The sequence below is a fragment of the Myxococcus sp. CA056 genome (assembly GCF_013336715.1).
In the GTDB taxonomy this organism is placed as follows: domain Bacteria; phylum Myxococcota; class Myxococcia; order Myxococcales; family Myxococcaceae; genus Myxococcus; species Myxococcus llanfairpwllgwyngyllgogerychwyrndrobwllllantysiliogogogochensis.
The window spans coordinates 17,899-34,565 of the sequence record NZ_JABUMT010000003.1; the positions used below are offsets into that span (position 1 = coordinate 17,899).

14 protein-coding genes and 1 pseudogene are annotated in these 16,667 nt (G+C 67.5%); 7 read left to right on the forward strand and 8 right to left on the reverse strand.

The window, feature by feature from the left end:
• Window positions 1-211 precede the first annotated feature (211 nt).
• Window positions 212-1,588, reverse strand: coding sequence for a hypothetical protein (locus HUA76_RS14575; RefSeq protein WP_174461228.1), 1,377 nt, complete (start codon window positions 1,586-1,588; stop codon window positions 212-214).
• 127 nt (window positions 1,589-1,715) lie between these two features.
• Between HUA76_RS14575 and HUA76_RS14580 the strand changes: the two genes are divergently transcribed.
• Complete coding sequence (locus tag HUA76_RS14580) at window positions 1,716-2,210, forward strand: 6-carboxytetrahydropterin synthase (protein WP_174453512.1); 495 nt, start codon at window positions 1,716-1,718, stop codon at window positions 2,208-2,210.
• Entirely contained in the window at window positions 2,207-2,917 is a 711-nt protein-coding gene (locus HUA76_RS14585; protein ID WP_174453511.1) for an SDR family oxidoreductase, read from the forward strand. Before HUA76_RS14580 ends, HUA76_RS14585 begins: the two co-directional genes overlap by 4 nt.
• Window positions 2,918-2,922: 5 nt before the next feature.
• On the opposite strand, the gene queD is transcribed toward HUA76_RS14585, so the two are convergent.
• Entirely contained in the window at window positions 2,923-3,291 is a 369-nt protein-coding gene (gene queD / locus HUA76_RS14590) for a 6-carboxytetrahydropterin synthase QueD (protein ID WP_275902352.1), read from the reverse strand.
• A 100-nt stretch (window positions 3,292-3,391) separates the two neighbouring features.
• Window positions 3,392-5,188 carry a serine hydrolase gene (locus tag HUA76_RS14595; RefSeq protein WP_174461229.1) on the reverse strand — a complete coding sequence of 599 codons (1,797 nt, stop codon included), beginning with the start codon at window positions 5,186-5,188 and terminating at the stop codon, window positions 3,392-3,394.
• Between the two features lie 259 nt (window positions 5,189-5,447).
• Between HUA76_RS14595 and HUA76_RS14600 the strand changes: the two genes are divergently transcribed.
• Together HUA76_RS14600 and HUA76_RS14605 are read left to right on the forward strand one after the other, a co-directional pair.
• Window positions 5,448-6,992, forward strand: coding sequence for a HAMP domain-containing sensor histidine kinase (locus HUA76_RS14600; RefSeq protein WP_141644189.1), 1,545 nt, complete (start codon window positions 5,448-5,450; stop codon window positions 6,990-6,992).
• Window positions 6,989-8,320, forward strand: coding sequence for a pitrilysin family protein (locus HUA76_RS14605; RefSeq protein ID WP_174461230.1), 1,332 nt, complete (start codon window positions 6,989-6,991; stop codon window positions 8,318-8,320). Before HUA76_RS14600 ends, HUA76_RS14605 begins: the two co-directional genes overlap by 4 nt.
• Here the strand turns inward: HUA76_RS14605 and HUA76_RS14610 are convergent.
• On the reverse strand, window positions 8,298-9,554 hold the full coding sequence (locus HUA76_RS14610) for a lipopolysaccharide assembly protein LapB (protein WP_246137310.1): 1,257 nt from the start codon (window positions 9,552-9,554) through the stop codon (window positions 8,298-8,300). The genes HUA76_RS14605 and HUA76_RS14610 overlap by 23 nt on opposite strands.
• A gap of 112 nt (window positions 9,555-9,666) precedes the next feature.
• On the opposite strand from HUA76_RS14610, the gene HUA76_RS14615 reads away from it, so the two are divergent.
• Both HUA76_RS14615 and HUA76_RS14620 read left to right on the forward strand, forming a co-directional pair.
• Window positions 9,667-10,011: a hypothetical protein gene (locus HUA76_RS14615; RefSeq protein WP_174461231.1), complete on the forward strand. Its 345-nt coding sequence runs from the start codon at window positions 9,667-9,669 to the stop codon at window positions 10,009-10,011.
• 565 nt (window positions 10,012-10,576) lie between these two features.
• Window positions 10,577-11,029, forward strand: coding sequence for an SMI1/KNR4 family protein (locus HUA76_RS14620; RefSeq protein WP_174461232.1), 453 nt, complete (start codon window positions 10,577-10,579; stop codon window positions 11,027-11,029).
• 144 nt (window positions 11,030-11,173) lie between these two features.
• Here HUA76_RS14620 and HUA76_RS14625 read toward each other — a convergent pair.
• Window positions 11,174-11,551, reverse strand: a pseudogene (locus tag HUA76_RS14625) (ISKra4 family transposase); the annotation flags it as partial.
• Window positions 11,552-11,597: 46 nt separating this feature from the next.
• Between HUA76_RS14625 and HUA76_RS14630 the strand changes: the two are divergent.
• Entirely contained in the window at window positions 11,598-13,541 is a 1,944-nt protein-coding gene (locus HUA76_RS14630; protein WP_174461233.1) for an NERD domain-containing protein, read from the forward strand.
• Window positions 13,542-13,759: 218 nt separating this feature from the next.
• On the opposite strand, the gene HUA76_RS14635 is transcribed toward HUA76_RS14630, so the two are convergent.
• From HUA76_RS14635 to HUA76_RS14645, 3 genes are all read right to left on the reverse strand, one after another.
• On the reverse strand, window positions 13,760-14,002 hold the full coding sequence (locus tag HUA76_RS14635; RefSeq protein ID WP_174461234.1) for a hypothetical protein: 243 nt from the start codon (window positions 14,000-14,002) through the stop codon (window positions 13,760-13,762).
• A gap of 86 nt (window positions 14,003-14,088) precedes the next feature.
• The gene (locus tag HUA76_RS14640; protein ID WP_174461235.1) at window positions 14,089-15,219 is read right to left on the reverse strand and encodes a DUF819 family protein; all 1,131 of its coding nucleotides are present in this window, start codon (window positions 15,217-15,219) and stop codon (window positions 14,089-14,091) included.
• 126 nt (window positions 15,220-15,345) lie between these two features.
• Window positions 15,346-16,662, reverse strand: a complete 1,317-nt coding sequence (locus tag HUA76_RS14645; protein WP_174461236.1) for an aspartate aminotransferase family protein — start codon at window positions 16,660-16,662, stop codon at window positions 15,346-15,348.
• Window positions 16,663-16,667: the final 5 nt, after the last annotated feature.

Sequence of the window (16,667 nt, forward strand, 5' to 3'; positions counted from 1 at the left end):
CGGCGCACCGAGCCTGGAGACAGGCTCGGCCCCCGCGTCAGGGCCCGTGAGGTGCTAGCGAGACATGGAGCGACAACAGCGCACCGGGGGACGGGACGCTCGAGGCGGGGCACGCCTCACCGCGGAGGTAATTTGCAACATTGCCTCTTACTAATTACCCCGAGGCCTGACGCGCAACGCAATTTGAAGCGGCCGGCCCCGAGGTGGGACGTCACTTGCCGGTGACGGCGCAGCCCGGGGATGGCCGCCAGTCGCGCAGCGCGGTGACGAGGTCGTCCTGTTGGGAGGTGACACCTTCGGGTGCGTCGCGCTTGTTGACGCTGGCCGGGCGCGTGAAGTCGAGCAGGTCCACGGGCGCGGGTCGTGACGGGCAGCCTTCCTTGAAGGACTTCTCGGCGTCGACGAGCAGGCGGTCCGCGTGGTCATCGGCCGGGTCGGCGGACTCGGGCCACGTCAGCTCGCCGGACAGGGGTTCGGCCTTCTCGGGGGGAAACCACGTCCACCGCAGCGTCGTCTGGCCGGTGTTGCCCCAGAAGCTGCCTCCACCCCCTCCTCCCCGCGTGGTGATTCCGGAGGGCCGCTCCCGCCATTCGATGGGGTAGCCCGCCGGCACCGTGCGTGTGAGCGGGCGAGCACGGTCGACGGTGATGGCCTCATCGGCGAGCAGCAGCACCCACGTCAGCTCCCGCAGCGAATCGACGGAGAGCGTGCCCACCCTCACTCGCGCGAGCCGGTTCGCGTTCGTGGTCTTCACATCCACCTGACCGATTCGCTTCGCGTCGTCGTACAACGCCAGGTCGCTGCAGTTCTGCGACACCCAGGCCGCCCCCGTCCCCAGGTGGTAGGCGCGCACCTCGTCACAGAAGCCGTGGTGCCCCCGGCGGCCTCTCAACACCAGCCATCCGTCCTTCGGCATCCGCATGCGCACCACGGGGAGCACCTTGTCGAAGGACGTCCAGCCCCCCTCGCAGCCACGCCACGCCGTGTAGCGCCAGCGCTGGGGCCGGGTGCGAGCATCCTCCTCGCACCCCTTGCGAGACTCCGCTTCCGCTTCGGCGACGGAGGACTCGTCCGGTCGGTCGAGCGCGCGGAGGAAGGCCGCGTCCACCCGGGTGTACGGGCCCTCCATCTCCTTCGCGCAGGCGGTGTCCGACGCGGCGCACAGCAGCGAGGCGAGCCGGTGGTCCGGCTTCACGGAGTCCATCGTCAGCGTCTCGCGCGCCTCGGGCGGCAGCACCACCATGCGCGCGCCGGGCTTGCCCAGCTCCAGATAGGACTCCACCCAGGTCCGTCCACCCTGCTTCCACCAGGCCTTCAGGGCCAGCGGTGACACGTCCTCGGGCACCGGCTCGCGCTCCTCGCGGCTCATCGCGAAGCAGTGCGACGTGAGCAGCTCGCGCAGGGCTTTGGCGCCTGCCTTCCGGTCACCCCCGTCCGGAAGGGTTTCCAGTCGTGCATCCAGCGCCAGCAGGCGCTCGCGCGCGGCCGTCCACTCGGGCGAGGCTTCGGGGCACGGGGCGAAGACCTTCTCGTCCGCCGGTGGCCGGGCGGACAGGAGCACACCCAGGGTGAGCAGGGGCAGGAGCATGGGCGCTCCAGAATCGCGCATTTCCCAGGGACGGGGCCAGGACGTCCCGCGGCGTGACACTTCCCGCCCGGAGGCTCGGCAGGCCCGTTGAGGTGGATGGGGCTTGGTGCTAACCCCATGGCCGCCCATGCCACGTACGACGACCCTGGAGCTCTACAAGGAAGAGATGAAGTTCTCGGCCGGGCACTTCACCATCTTCTCCGCGACGCACCGCGAGAACCTGCACGGCCACAACTTCACCGTCTACGTCGCGCTGACGGGCGAGGTCGCCGACAACGGGATGCTGTCCGATTACGGCCCCCTGAAGCAGACCATCATCGCCCGCTGCCGCGCCTGGAACGAGACGTTCTTCCTCCCGGAGCACTCCCCGCACCTGAAGCTCGAGCGGGACGCGAAGGGCAATGTCCTGGCGCGCTTCAACGGCGAGGAGCTGCGCTTCCTCGCGCGCGACATCACCGTGCTCCCGGTGGAGAACGTGACGCTCGAGGAGCTGGCGCGCGTCTTCGGTGAGGAACTGGTGGGCGACGGCACCGCCCTGCGAAAGGACGGCGTCACCCGGCTGGTGGTGAAGTGCGCTTCCGGTCCGGGGCAGTCGTCCTCCTGGGAGTGGGTGGCGCCGTGACGAACGACTGGGCCATCGTCACGGGCGCCAGTCGGGGCATCGGGCAGGCCCTGGCCGCGCGCTTTCGCAAGGAGGGCTGGGGCGTGCTGAACCTGGCGCGCCAGCCGAGCCACGTGCCGGGCGTCGTGGACCTGAGCGTGGACCTGGGCTCCGGCGACTGGGAGCCCCGCGTGGAGGCCGCGCTGCGCGACGCCGTGGGACAGGCGAAGGGGCGCGTCAGCCTGGTGCACAACGCGGCCATCTATGACCACGACGACGCGCTGACGCTGACGGCGGCGCAGCTTCGCCGGGTGCTGGAGGTCAACGTCGTCGCGCCCGCCGTGCTCAACCGGCTGACGCGGCCCTACCTGGGCGACGGCTCCTCCATCCTCTACGTGGGCTCCACGCTCTCGGAGAAGGCCGTGCGGGGCAATGCCTCCTACGTGACGTCGAAGCACGCGCTCGTCGGGCTGATGCGCTCCACCTGCCAGGACCTGGCAGGCACGCGCATCCACACCGCCTGCGTGTGCCCGGGCTTCACCGACACGGAGATGCTGCGCGAGCACCTGGGCGACGACGCGGCTCGCACCGCCACCATCGCCGCCAAGTCGACCTTCGGGCGCCTCATCACCCCGGAGGAGATCGCCCACGTGCTCTACTTCTGCGCCACCACGCCCACGGTGAATGGCGCGGTGCTCCACGCCAACCTGGGCCAGGTGGAGACCTGAGGGCGTTAGCCCTCGGCCGGATAGACGGTGCACTGCGAGGTGCACGTCTCCGACACGCGCAGCTTCACCACGCGCGCGGTGGCGAAGCTCAGCCGCTCGAACACCCACGCGGCCAGCAGCTCGCTGGTGGGGTTCTCCAGGCCGGGCACGTCGTTGAGCAGCCGGTGGTCCAGCAGCGCGTGCAGCGGCTGCCACGCGGCGTTGAGCTCCGCGAAGTCGACAATCCAGCCGAAGTGCGGGTCCACCGGCCCCCGCACGGTGATTTCAATGCGGTAGCTGTGCCCGTGGACGCGCGAGCACTTGTGGCCAGGGGGGACGTTGGGAAGGCGGTGCGCGGCCTCGAAGGTGAACTCCTTCGAGATCTCGGTCACCAGCGAGGCTTTCTTCGTCGAGACGGGCTCCATTGGACCGGCCTTCTACCCACGTTTGTGTCCGGGCGTCGAGCCAAGACACGGCCCGGGCTCCCACCCCTGCCTACCGACGCACCGCCGCGAGGATGTAGCGGGGCAGCAGCTCCTCCCGGAAGGTCTTCCAGAGGTTGAACTGGCCGTAGTTGCCGCCGGTGAACATCACCGTCAGCTCCAGCTCGGGGATGACCATGACGTACTGCCCGCCGTTGCCGCCTGCTTCATATTCCGCGTAGACGCGCTCGCCCACGCGCAGTTCGTGACGCCACCACGCGTACCCGTAGGTCCGGTCCGGGCTCATCACGGAGTGGCGGGTGATGGAGCGCTCGACCCAGCGCTTGCTGACCACGCGCCTGCCGTTCCACACGCCGCCCGCCAGGTAGAGCTGCCCCAGCTTCAGCGCGTCACGGGGACGCGCGTAGAGGCCGCCGCCCAGGTACGCCTCTCCATCCGGCATCAGGTTCATCGCGTAGCGGCGGAACTGGAGGGGCTCGGCCACGGTGCGCGCGAAGTGCTCGGGCAGCCACGTGCCCGTCGCGTTGCGCACCATGCCGCCCACCAGGTTCATCCCCGCCGAGCAGTACACCGCCTGCGGCTCTCCGGGCGCCCGGCCCATGGGCAGGTCGAGCGTGTACGTGTACCAGTCCCCCTCCTGCTCCTGGAGGGCGTTCTCGTTGCCCGGGGACTCGTCGTTGTTCTCGTCGCAGTCCAGTCCCGACGTCATCGTCATCAGGTGCTCCAGCGTGAGCTGGGCCTTGCGCGGGTCCGCGGGCGCGGCGCTCTTGTACGAAGGGAACAGCGAGTAGACCGGCGTCTCGGGTGAAAGCTTCGCGCCCTGCTCCATCGCCGTGCCCACCAGCACCGGGGCCAGCGTCTTGGCCGCGGAGCGCAGGTCATGCAGGCGCTCCTTGTCGAAGCCGTGGAAGTACTCCTCGACGACGAGCTTGCCCTTGCGAGCGATGAGCACGCCCTGGATGAGCGGCCCCGCCGAAGGGCCCGGCTCGGTATCGAGGATGCGCTGCATCAGCGCGCGGATGGGGGCGGGGTCCATGCCCACGTCGGAGAGCGACGCCGTCGCCCAGCCATCCTGCTCCGCGACAGGTTGGCGGTAGGCATAGGGCCCGGGCGCGGGCGTGCGCGGGTAGAGGCCCACGGCCTGGTCGCGCTCCTTCTTCGTGAAGTTGATGGGGCCCAGGAAGAGGATGGGCACCGTCAGTCGACCGAAGCGCGGGTCGAAGGTGCCCTCGAACGTCGTCGGACCGCGCGGGTCCACCAGCTTCACCGCGTTGCCCTGCATGGAGACGTTGAACGCGAACTGCTTGCCGAAGCCCTTCTCCGGATCTCTCAGGTACGCGGCGATGGTGCCGTCAGGCCGCGCGTACACGACGAGGTACAGCGTGAAGCGGTCCGCCCACGGCGTCACGTGGCCCCGCCACACACCCTTCTGGAGCGCACGCAGCTCCACGGGCGTGGCGTACTGAACGCCGCCCACCACGACGCGCGGCTGCACCCAGTGGCCCCGGATGAACTTGCCGTCGGTGCCCACCACGCCCCGGAATGTCCCCAGCCCTCCCGGCATCGTCACCGTCAGCGCGTTCTTCTCCAGGCGCCCCGGTGCCTCGTACCCAGCGATGCGCGCGCGCCACGTGTCCCCTTCTCGGAACACCGTCAGCTCGCCCTGGACCTCGGGCCCGAAGACGGGCTCTCCCGCCCAGATGCCCAGAAGCTTCGTCGCGGTGTCAGCGGTGGCCGCGGCCTTCGCGGACTCGACGGGGGCCTTCGCGGGCTCCGCGCCCAGGACGTGGGAGGGCAACGCGAGCAGCGCCAGCAGGGCGCCCAGCGGGGCACGGGCCGAGGGGGACATGGCGTGATTCCTTGGTGGACGGGCGAGGGGGTTCACCACCCGTCTCCCTACGCGGGAGCCTCCACGCCGATTGCAATCCACTTGCACGAATGTCCCCGGGCGGGACGCGGTCCCCCGGGCTATCCTCTGGGGCCATGAGTCAGGAGGCCAGGACGGCCGGTCGCCCCGCCGGGGGGCTGGCGGGAGGACAGCGCTGCTTGCACCCCGGGCGCGGGCCGCGTAGCGATGGTGCTCCGGCCGCTGCACGGTCCTCGCGCGCATGAAGCTCTCCCTCGCCACCCGCATCTTCCTGGGCTACGCGGTGGTGCTCGTCACCTTCGGCCTGGTGTCCCTCTTCAGCGTCGCGGAGCTGCACCGCAACCGGCTGGAAATCCGGCTGCTGAGCCAGGGCTATCTCCAGCTCTCCCAGGACGCGGCGGAGATGGAGATGAACCACGCCAACCAGCAGCGGCACACCGCGCGCATGCTGGAGGAGGACAGCGCGGAGATACGGCGCGCCATCATCCGCCTGGCCCGCGTCTACGTGCCCACGGCCTTCATCTCCCAGCGGCTGGCCACCACGCGCGAGCGGGCCACCCAGCTTCGGGACATGGCCCCGGCGAGCGAGGTGCCCTTCATCGAGGAACTGGAGGCGCGCCTCCTCGAGCTGGACTCGCGCTACCGCGAATATGGCCGCGCCGCGGAGAGCGTGTTCGACGCGTTCTCCACGCAGGCGCCGGACAAGGCCCAGGTGGACCGCGCCACCGCCGACGTGCTCACCATGGAGGACGCCATCGGCCGTGAGCTGCGGCTGCTCCGGCTGTCCCTGTCCAACCGCATCCGCGAGCGCGTGGACGGCGCGGAGGAGCGCGAGCGCCAGACGGGCCTCGCCATCATCAGCCTCTCCGTCGCGGCCATCCTCCTGGGTCTGGGCGCCACCGCGTGGTCGGCGCGCACGCTGCGCCCGGTGCGCACGCTCATCGAGGGCGTGTCCCGCATCGGCAAGGGTGACTACAGCGCGCAGTTGGGCGTGCGCGGCCACGACGAGGTGGCGGTGCTCGCGCGAGCGTTCGACCAGATGGCCCGCTCGCTCCAGGCCCGCGAGGCGCAAATCAAGGCGCAGGCGGAGGCGCTGATGCGCGCCGAGCAGCTCGCCGCCGTGGGCCGCATCTCCGCGCAGATTGTTCACGAGGTGCGCAATCCCCTGTCGTCCATCGGACTCAACGTGGAGCTGCTCGGGGACGCGGTGGAGCGCGCGACGTTCCCCGCGCCCGACGAGGCCAACGAGGTGAAGGATTTGCTCTCCGCCGTCACCCGCGAGGTGGACCGGCTGGCGGACGTCACCGAGCACTACCTGCGCATGGCGCGGCCCCAGCGGCCGGACCTGGACCCGCGCGACGTGACGGCGGTGCTGGACGGCGTGCTGGACTTCTCCCGCGAGGAGCTGATGCGCGCGGGCGTGGAGGTGGTGCGCGAGTTCTCCCCGACGACGCCTCCCGTGCTCGCCGACGAAGGGCAGCTGCGCCAGGTCTTCCTCAACCTCCTGCGCAACAGCCGCGAGGCGATGCCCTACGGAGGGCAGCTCACCATCGCCACCCGCCCCCTGGAGCAGGACGTGGAGGTGACGGTGCGGGATACAGGTCAGGGGATGACGGAGGAGGTGCGCCGTCACCTCTTCGAGCCATTCTTCACCACCAAGGAGGGGGGCACGGGGCTGGGGCTCGCGGTGAGTCAGCAGATCCTCCAGGCCCACGGGGGCTCGCTCTCCTGCCAGAGTATTCCCGGCCAGGGCACGGCCTTCGTGTTAAGGCTTCCACGCGCATGAGCTTCACATCGTATCGGGACGTGCTGCCCTCCGGGCTGCGCGTCGTCACCGTCGAGACGCCCCACCTCCACACCGCCCTGCTCGCCATCTACGTCCGCACGGGCAGCCGCCACGAGACGCTCGCCAACAACGGCGTCAGCCACTACCTGGAGCACCTGTTCTTCCGGGGCAGTGCGGGCTGGCCGGACACGGTGAAGATGAACGCCGCCGTGGAGGAAGTGGGCGGCAACCTCAACGGCGTCACCACCCGGGACCACGGGTACTACTACACGCCGCTGCACCCCGCGCACATGCGCGTGGGCATGGACATCCTCGGGGACATGCTCACCCGTCCGCGTCTCACGGACATGGAAGTGGAGCGGCAGATCATCCTGGAGGAGATGCTGGACGAGGTGGACGAGAAGGGTCGCGACATCGACCTGGACAACCTGTCCAAGCGCCTGCTCTTCCCCGACCACCCGCTGGCCCTGAAAATCGCGGGCACGCGCGAGTCCGTCTCCGCGCTCGCGCACAACCAGGTGCTGGAGCACTTCGCGCAGCACTACGTCACCGGCAACCTGGTCGTCACGGCCGCGGGCCGCGTGCGCCGCGAGGAGGTGCTGGAGTTGACCGAGCGCGCCTTCGCGCACCTGCCGCGAGGACTGGCCAGCACGGAGGCGCCCCCGCCGACGGCCGCGCCCGGTCCCCGCCTGCACTTCGTCTCTCACGACGAGTCGCAGACGGAGTTCCGCCTCAACTTCCGCACCGTGCCCGAGCAGCACGACGACTACGCCGCGCTGCAAATCATCCGGCGCGTGCTGGATGACGGCCTGTCCTCCCGGCTGCCCTTCGAAATCGTGGAGAAGCGCGGACTGGCGTACTCCGTCCACGCGTCGCTGGACGGCTACCACGACTCGGGCCTGTTCGAGATTGAGGCAGCCAGCGCGCCGGAGAAGGCCGCGCAGGTGGTGGCCGAGTCGTTCCGCGTGCTGGGCGCGCTGTGCGACGAGGAGATTGGCGAGGAGGAGCTGGCTCGGGCCAAGCGCCGCCACCGCATGCTGCTGGAGTTCTCCCAGGACTCCCCGGGGGAGCTGGCCGGGTGGTTCGGCGGCACGGAGCTGTTCCGCGCTCCGGAGACCTTCGAGCACCGGGCGGACCTGGTGGACTCACAGTCCGCCGCGCGCGTGCGTGAAGTCGCGCGGCGCTACTTCCACCGGGACAACCTCATCGCCGTCGCGGTGGGTCAGCGCAAGGGGCTCAAGGCCCTGGAGCGCGTGGTGGCGGAGGCGCCGGGACTGCCCGGAGCGCCCGCCGCGCCGTTGCTGGTCAGCGGCGCCCGCCACGGATGATGACGGGGCCGGTGGACTTCTTCTTCGGCTTGGGAGCGACGGCCAGGAGGGCCTTCTTCACCTCCTGGTACTCCACGTTGTCGGGCTCGCGCGTGAGGGCCTCGTCGATGAGCTTCATGCCCCGAGCCATCTGCGTCTGGAGCTGAGCGGAGAGCTTCGCCAGGGCGACCTTCTCCTCCTGGGAGGCCTCGCCCAGCGCCAGCAGGCGCTCCAGGGACGAGTACGCATCCACCTTGCGCTCCGACTGGAGGAACAGGCGCCACAGTCGGGTGTGCACGGGCGCGAAGCGGGGCTCGGCGCTGAGGGCGAAGCGGTAGCTCTCCTCGGCGCCCTTCAAATCCTTGGCTTCCTCCTGGGCACGGCCGCGCACGTAGAGGGCGCGGGCGAGGCGGGGGCGGAACTGGAGGGCACGGTCCACCAGGGCGAGTGAATCCGCGCGGCGGCCCTGGGCGAGCACCGTCTCAGCCATCCAGGCGAGGGCCTCGGCGTTCTGGGGTTCGGCGTCGACCAGGGGCTTGAGGGCGGCCTCGGCGTCCGTCGCGCGGCCCTGGGCCAGCAGGGCGCGGGCGCGCAGCATGACGACGTCTCCGCGGTTGGCGTCCTTGCCTTCGACGGCCTGGAGGTCGGCTTCGGCCATCTGCGGCACGCCGCTGACGAGGAAGTAGCGGGCCCGCAGGAGGCGCGCGGTGGTGTGCGCGGGGTTCTGCTGGAGCAGCTTGTCCATGAGGTTGGCGGCGAGCAGCTCGTCGCCCTTCATGAGGAGGACTTCCGCCTCCATGGCCTTGGCCTCCGGGTCGTCCGGGCTGTCGCGCAGGACGCTCTCCAGCGTGGCGAAGGAGGCTTCAATCTGACCTTCGCGGGCCTGGAGCCGGGCCAGGCCGAGCACGTCCGACTCCGTGAGCAGGCCGGAGTCGCGCAGGGTGGAGAGGATGGTGAGGGCCTCCTGGGTGTTGCCGTTGCCCAGGTACAGCTCGGAGAGCTGCTTCTGGATGGAAGGGTCCGTGCCGGGGATGAGGGCCTCGGCCTGCTTGAGGGACATGATGGCCGCGCCCATGTTGTTGTTCATGAGGTGGGCATCGGCCATCAGCAGATAGGGCTCCGCGCTGTCGGGGGCGGCGGTGGCGGCCTTCTTGAGGGCCACGAGGGCGGGGCCGGGCTGCCCGTTGGCGAGCTGGGCGCGGGCTTCCCCCAGGGCGGCTTGGGCCTGTTGGGCACGGTTCTGGACTGCGGCCACCTCCGGTTCCTTGCAAGCAAGCGGGAGGAGGAGCGCCAGGGTCCAGGGAAGGGTTCGAATTCGCCAGGGCATCGCTGAGCGGGAGGGTACCGGATGTTATCCTCCCTCGTCGATGGACCCATTCGTTCGGCGCCTCGTGGAGAGGCTCCATGACCCCAGCAAGCCACTGTCGCGTAATCGGCACTTCCACACCTTCGACACCCCCGAGGGGCGGATGGCGCTGAAGGTGTTCCGACGCCTGCGCAGCCTCCAGAAGGACATCCTCGCCTGTCGGGCGGAGGGCCGGAGGGCCCGCATCTTCCGGCGCGTCAACGCGGCGGGGGACCACCGCATCGAGCTGACGATGGAGCGCATCTCCGGCAAGCGGGTCTCCGTGCTCCAGTCGGCGGAGCTGGAGCTGCTCTCCGCGCTCCCGGGAGTCCGGGAGGCGTTGGAGATTCGGGAAGAGGCGGCCTGACGCGGTGGCACAGCCCCGGCTTCGGCCAAATGGGTGGGGCCTACCATCCCAAGCGCGGCAGGCGGATTCGTGAACAGGGCCATCTACCATGGGCCCTGGCAATGCAATGCGCGGTGGATGGTGCGGTGCGAACAACGATGCGCCGCGGAAGGACACACCCTACGCGGTTGCATCTGGCTCGCGGACATCAAGGGCGACTGGACGGGGCGATTCCTCGCGATGCCCGCTGAGGCAGGAGGACGCCTCGCGATTACCCACTGCTGCTGCGACTACCCCACCATCAGCGATGTGCAGCGCCAGCGCGACAGGTGGGACGGCGTGCGCGAGGGGTTCCGAGAAGAATGGGCTACTGAGTTCGGAACATGGCCACAGAGCGGTGGCGACTACTGGCCGGGTCACCACATCCACGACCTGTGGCATGGCGGCCATCCAACAGCACGCAACAACCTGTTACCCGTGCCACCCGCTGTACATGGCGTCATCAACATGGCGTACCCGGCATGCTACGGACGCACGGGGCAATGGCATCTGGTGGGCCCCACCAGACCCTACGTGGACTAAGCAGATGCAGACACTGCTCGAAGAACTGTCGCGCGACCACTACCCCAACCCACCGGCGACCTCGGCACAAATCGCCGAAGCCGCGGCACGACTCGGGTGGAGATTGGACCCGGACTTGCGCGCGTTCTACCTCCACTGTGACGGTGCCACGCTGTTCCGTCGCAGGCCTGATGCGAAGTACCGAATCCTCTCGCTCTCTGAAATAGAGCGGGCACGTGTTCGCATGCGAGGGGAGGACGACGACTCCATGGGAGCGGCGACCTGGTACACCCTCCTCTACTGCCAGGACAGCGACTTTGTGCTCGTTGATGTGGCGCAGCCCGGCGGCCCCTATCCACTGCTGGATGCGTTCCACGAAACCTATCCGCTGCACGTTCGGCAGATCGCCAGATCATTCCAGGAGTTTCTGCAACTTGCGTTGAGGAGCGGCAACAAGCTGTTCTGGCTCAGGGACTGACACTACGGCCGTAGGAGTCAGGACAAGGCGAGCCCCAGCGCGAAGCCCATCACTCTCGCGATAATACCGGAGACCACCATCTCGCGGTTGCGCATCCCCCGGGCGGCATGCGCGATGAAGGCCAAGCTGAAGAGGGGCTGGCGCTCATCCTGGACACGCGGCGCGCCGCACCTCTGCACGCTGTGGCGCGAGCGTGAGGTTCATGGCGACGGCCCAGCGTTCCGACATCACCAGGGCGCGCAGGTCCAGAATGTGCTGGCCGGACTCCTCCTTCCAGCGCGCCCCCGGGCGCTTCATGCGCAGGGCAACCAGGGCTTTGCAGGTGGCCTCCACGTTGCCATTGCCAATGGGCAATCCCCGCACTCGTGCCTCCGCGTAGTGCATCCGCTTACCGTGACTCCCCATGTAGGTGATTGCCTCGGGCACCGGCCGCTGGTCGCCGATGACGACGTCCCGCTTGCCGCTGGCGTGCAGTGCAGCGGCGGGGGTCCACACCGCCCCAGGCGTGTTGAGCAGCGACACGTCGCCAGGGACGGGACTATCGTCACCATCTGCTGGGGGCACTGACATGGCGATCTTCTTCCCCGCCTTCGAGAACATCCAGAGGCTCACCACGCCTCCTACCGAGGGAGAGCTCTTCCTGCTCTCCCAGTTGGGCGAGAGCCTGGACGACACATACGAGGTGTTCTTCAACCCCTTCCTGGACGGTGACAGACCGGATGTCATCGTTCTCAAGAAGGGCTGCGGCGCCGCAATCATCGAGGTCAAGGATTGGAACCTCGTGCATTACCGAATCGATAGGAACAACAAGTGGCGTTACGGGGACGCGCACAAGATGTCCCCGCAGCAACAGGCGTTCCGATACAAGAGCAACTTTTTCAACCTGCACCTTCCGGTGCTCGGCCTAAAGAAGATTATCAATCGCCACTTCTATGGCGTGATTACGCCATACGTTTACTTCCATAACGCTACAAAGGCCGAGCTCGCAAAGGTCTACGAACCGGCCATTCGAGAGCTGACAGCCAGCAGAAACGCGTTGAACCGCGACCGCGCGAACGTCACCCGGTCTACCTACGAGGAGGAGTTCGAGCGTCTGTCGCGCCATCTGCAAAATATGGATCGCGATCTGAACATATCATGGGCCAGAGACAGATTGCCGGCCAAGATCCGCAAGCTCTCCACGATCAAGCCAAACAACCTCTTCACCGACGACATCTACGAGGAGTTCAAGCGCAGGTTGGCGCCGCCTCGTCACGTGCTGCGGCAGGGAAAGCCGGTGCGGTTCGACACGAAGCAGCACGCCCTGACCATAAGCGCCCCGGGGCTCTCGAAGATCAAGGGCGTGGCCGGATGTGGCAAGACCTCAATCCTGGCCCAACGGGCCATCAACGCCCGCGCTCGCCATGGTGAGGAGGTCCTGATCCTCTCCTTCAACATCACGTTGCGTCACTTCATCCGCGACACAATCAGCCTCCAGCAGGGAAAGGGCGCCGACAACGGCTTCGGTGTCACCCACTTCCACGCATTCATTGACTCCAGCCTGGACGAGGTGGGGATCGACTGGAACGAGCGGCCTGATCTGGACCGACACAACGTCCAAGGGATGGACGTCCTCGCCCGGGCTCTCGCCTCCGGCCCCGTTCGTAAGTTCAAGACAATCCTCATCGACGAGGCACAGGACTTCCATCCGGAGTGGATCAAGCTCATCCACGATAAGTTCCTGGACGAAACCGATGGCGAAATGGTGCTCTTCGCGGACCAAAATCAGAACATCTACAAGCGAGACGGCAGCCTTCGCGAACCGCCCATGGCCAGGGGATTCGGGCGTTGGAAGAAGCTGACCAAGTCGTACCGCTGCGGCCTGGATACGCGCCTCGTCGAGTTGTTCAAGCGCTTTCAGGCTCAATATCTCGCTTCAACGAACCCGGACGCCGAGATCTTTGATTCTGCTCCTGCGCAAGCAAGCATGAGCCTCGATCTGCTGTCCTACGAGAGCTACGGCGCAAGCTACGACGCGAAGCAAGTGTGTCGCAGAATCCGCGACTACATAAAGCAGCGCAGCCTCCCCCCCAATGACGTGTCCATCATCTGCTCGGAGGTCGACTACCTCATCCCGATCAACGAAGAGCTGATGAGCGAAGAGAAGACGAAGGTGATGTTCGAAACAAAGGCCGAACTCGACGCGCTATCCCCGCTGCTCACGGAGAAGGAGGGGCAGGAGTTGATCGAGAGACTCCGCAGATGCAAGAAGATGATCTTCGCGCAGAACTCCGGGCTGATCAAGCTCTCCACCACCCACAGCTTCAAGGGGCACGAGTCCGAGACCATCTTTTGCATCCTGACACCCGACGACACCGCGACGATGGCCTATACGGGGATTACCCGGGCGCAGAAAAACCTCGTCATCTTCGACGTGGAGGGTGGCAGGTACGAGTCGTTCTTCCAGACGCACATCGCTTCTCCCGGCGGCGCGACGTCTCCCTTGACCTATCGTTTGCCGGAACGCGGGTGAGCACCTCCCGACGGCCCCGAGTCGTTGCTCGCATCCGAAGCCATTGGTGTCCGGCGATCGATGTGCGGCCCACCCGGGCACCTCCCCTGGGCAGACCCCATCGGCTTCCGGTTTAGCCGCCGCTCCCGAGAGACGACTCACGCGTCCGCCGCTCGCGCTCTCTGCGCTGCTGGCGCAAGCGGGCTGGCCCGGGTGAAGGCAGCAAGCACGAAGCGACCTTAGGACGCCCAGCAGGTTCGATCGGGCAGTTCGCCTTTTCGCCAATGGCTTCGAACCTTGTGCGCAGCTCGCTCGAACAAGCCCTTGGATTCTGAATCCGCCGGATGCGCCGAGAGCAGATCAACTTGACCAGTGGCCTTGCTCATGACGAGCCGTCCCTCGGCAGTTTCATCAAGGCCGAACGCGTACTCCGCCGTTTCGGCATTCTCCGAAATCTTCCGAATGGAGATGTATACGGCCATGCGCGCACTCCAAACCTGAGAAGAGACAGGACGAACAGTTAGCATGGAGCACTCTTGAAATTGGAGAACGGGGGCTTCTCTTTGAGTCAAGGCCGCAGGAGCCAGGACAGGGCGAGCCCCAGGTACGTCCCCAGCGCAAAGCCCATCAGCCCCGTGGTGATGCCGGAGACCATCAGCTCGCGATTGCGCAGCGCTCGGGCCACGGGGGCGATGAAGGCCGGGCCGAAGATGGTGGCCGTGGAGGTAATCAGCACCGTGTCGGCGTCGATGCGGAACAGCGCCGCCAGACCGAAATGCAGGACGATGGCCAACACCATCACGCTGGCGCAGAAGACGAAGACAGACAGTCCCGCGCTCCCCAATTGGCTCGCATCCGCCAACGTCCCCACCGCCACGCAGAAGACGAGCAGTGCGTAGTCCCCCAGCGCGTAGCTCCCAGGAAGGGAGCGGACGGCCGGGATGAAGGACGCCGCCAGCGACAGAGTGGTGATGAGCAACAGCACCACCGTCGCCTCCAGTCGACCCGCGAGCCCCAGGCTCACTCCAGCGGACACACCGCAGATGGCGACGGCCAGCAGCAGCGACAGGGCCAGACCTCGCGCAAACCGCCAGGAGAAGCCATCCTGTCGCGTCCCCTCCTCCGCGGTTGAACCATCCCAGCCCGTCGGATTCGGGAACGGAGGAAGGAATGCCAGCGCGATGCGCTGTGCCACCGTCATCAGCACGAGCAGGTAGGCAGCACCCGCGACGATGTCCGCCGTGTTGAGGAGAACGAAGGTCTCCTCGCGCACCTGGAGCGCCACGCCCACTGCGTTCATGTTGGCGGTACCGCCGACGTACACACCCACCAACATGCCGGCCATCTTCCACCACTCGTCCATCCGCCCCGAGAAGGCGAGCCCCACCACCGTGGCACTTACGAGGGCGGACACACAGGCGAGGGCGAAAGACAGCAACGTCGTGCGGGCCAGCCTCGTCCAGCGCGGCACATCCGTGGACAACAACAGGAGGGGAATCGCCAGCGGCACCGCCGCCTCGCTCACCGAGAGGCTCACGCCCGTCTGGAGCGACAACCCCGGTGCGTTCCCCAGGAGGATGCCCGCCGCGTAACACATCACCACGGGCCCTATCCATGCCACGGGCTTGAAGACTCGTGTCCCCAGCAGCACGAGCCCGGGAAGCCCCACCACCACAAGGACCTGGATGAGCGCGCTCATCGGAGGGCACCCACGAGCCCGAACCAGGGTGAGGCCAGCGTGCGACGCTGGATGAGCGCGCTCATCGGATAGTCCCCACGAGCCCGAACCAGGATGAGGGCACCGCGCGAATCTGGATGAGGGCGCTCATCCGTAGATGGAGTCCATGAACTGGCGGATGAAGTCCGCGGCCTCACGCCGGTCTGGGATGGCGCCCAGCATGCCGTACATGGCGGCGCTTCCCTCGGGCGCAGGCTCTCCGCGCTCCAGACTCGCGGAACACTCTCTCAAGTCCGCGAGGAACGGCTCCACCACCTTTTCGTGCGCGGGCGTCACCATCAGGTGCAGCGCTGGCGGCCCCATCTGCCGGTCCAACTTCCACCCTCGCGCCTCCATCGCATCCCCCAACGCATACACATCCAACGCATCAGACGCGAAGGCAAAGACACTCAGCCGGGGCTCGCCCACCAGCTTCAAGCCTGGAATGGCCGTGATGCCCTCACGCAATGCCCTCGCCGTATCGAGCACCGTCCCAGCAAGCCGCAGATACCCCTCCTCGCCCAGGTACTTCAGGATGGCCCAGGCCGCCGCGATGGCGCCTCCCGGCCGGGTCCCCGCCATCGACGGTGACGCATAGATGCCGCCACACCAGTCCGCGTACGTGAAGAACTGATACCGACGCAGCTCCGGCGTGCGGTACAGCACTAGCGACGCCCCCTTCGCCGCATAACCATACTTGTGCAGGTCCGCCGACAGGCTCGTGACGCCAGGCACCGCGAAGTCGAAGTCGGGCACGTCGTGCCCCAGCTTCCGCGCGAACGGCAGCAGGAAGCCCCCGAGACACGCATCCACGTGAAAGAGGACGCCATGCTCCTGTGCGAGCGCCGCCAGTTCGGCAATCGGGTCCACAAGCCCGTGCGGATAGGCCGGCGCGGAGCCGACCACGAGCACCGTGTTCGCCGTCAACGCGGCCCGAGTCGCCGCCACGTCCGCGCGAAAGTCCGGCCCCAGCGGCACATTGACGGGCTTCACGCCAAAGTAGTGCGCGGCCTTCTGAAAGGCCGGATGCACGGACGCGGGCAGCACCATCTCCGGCGCCATGATTCCCCGCTCCTCCCGAGCGAAATCCCGGGCCGTCTTCACCGCCATCAGGATGGACTCCGTTCCTCCCGACGTCAGCGTCCCCGCGGCGGTGTCTCCGTGAAACAACTCCGCGCCCGTGGCCACCACCTCTGACTCGAAACGCGCGAGGCTGGGGAACGCCAACGGACTGAGGCCATTCTCGGACATGAACTCCGTGTAGGCGTCCGCGAGCAGCCGGCGGATGTCATCCCCCGCGTGGTAGACGAGGCTCCACGTCTTCCCTTCCTTCCAGCGCGAATCATCGGCGCGCAGCTCGCGCATCTGGTCGAGGACGTCCTGGTGACTCATCCCTTGGGGGGCCAGTCGAGGCGAAGCGGGCATGGTGT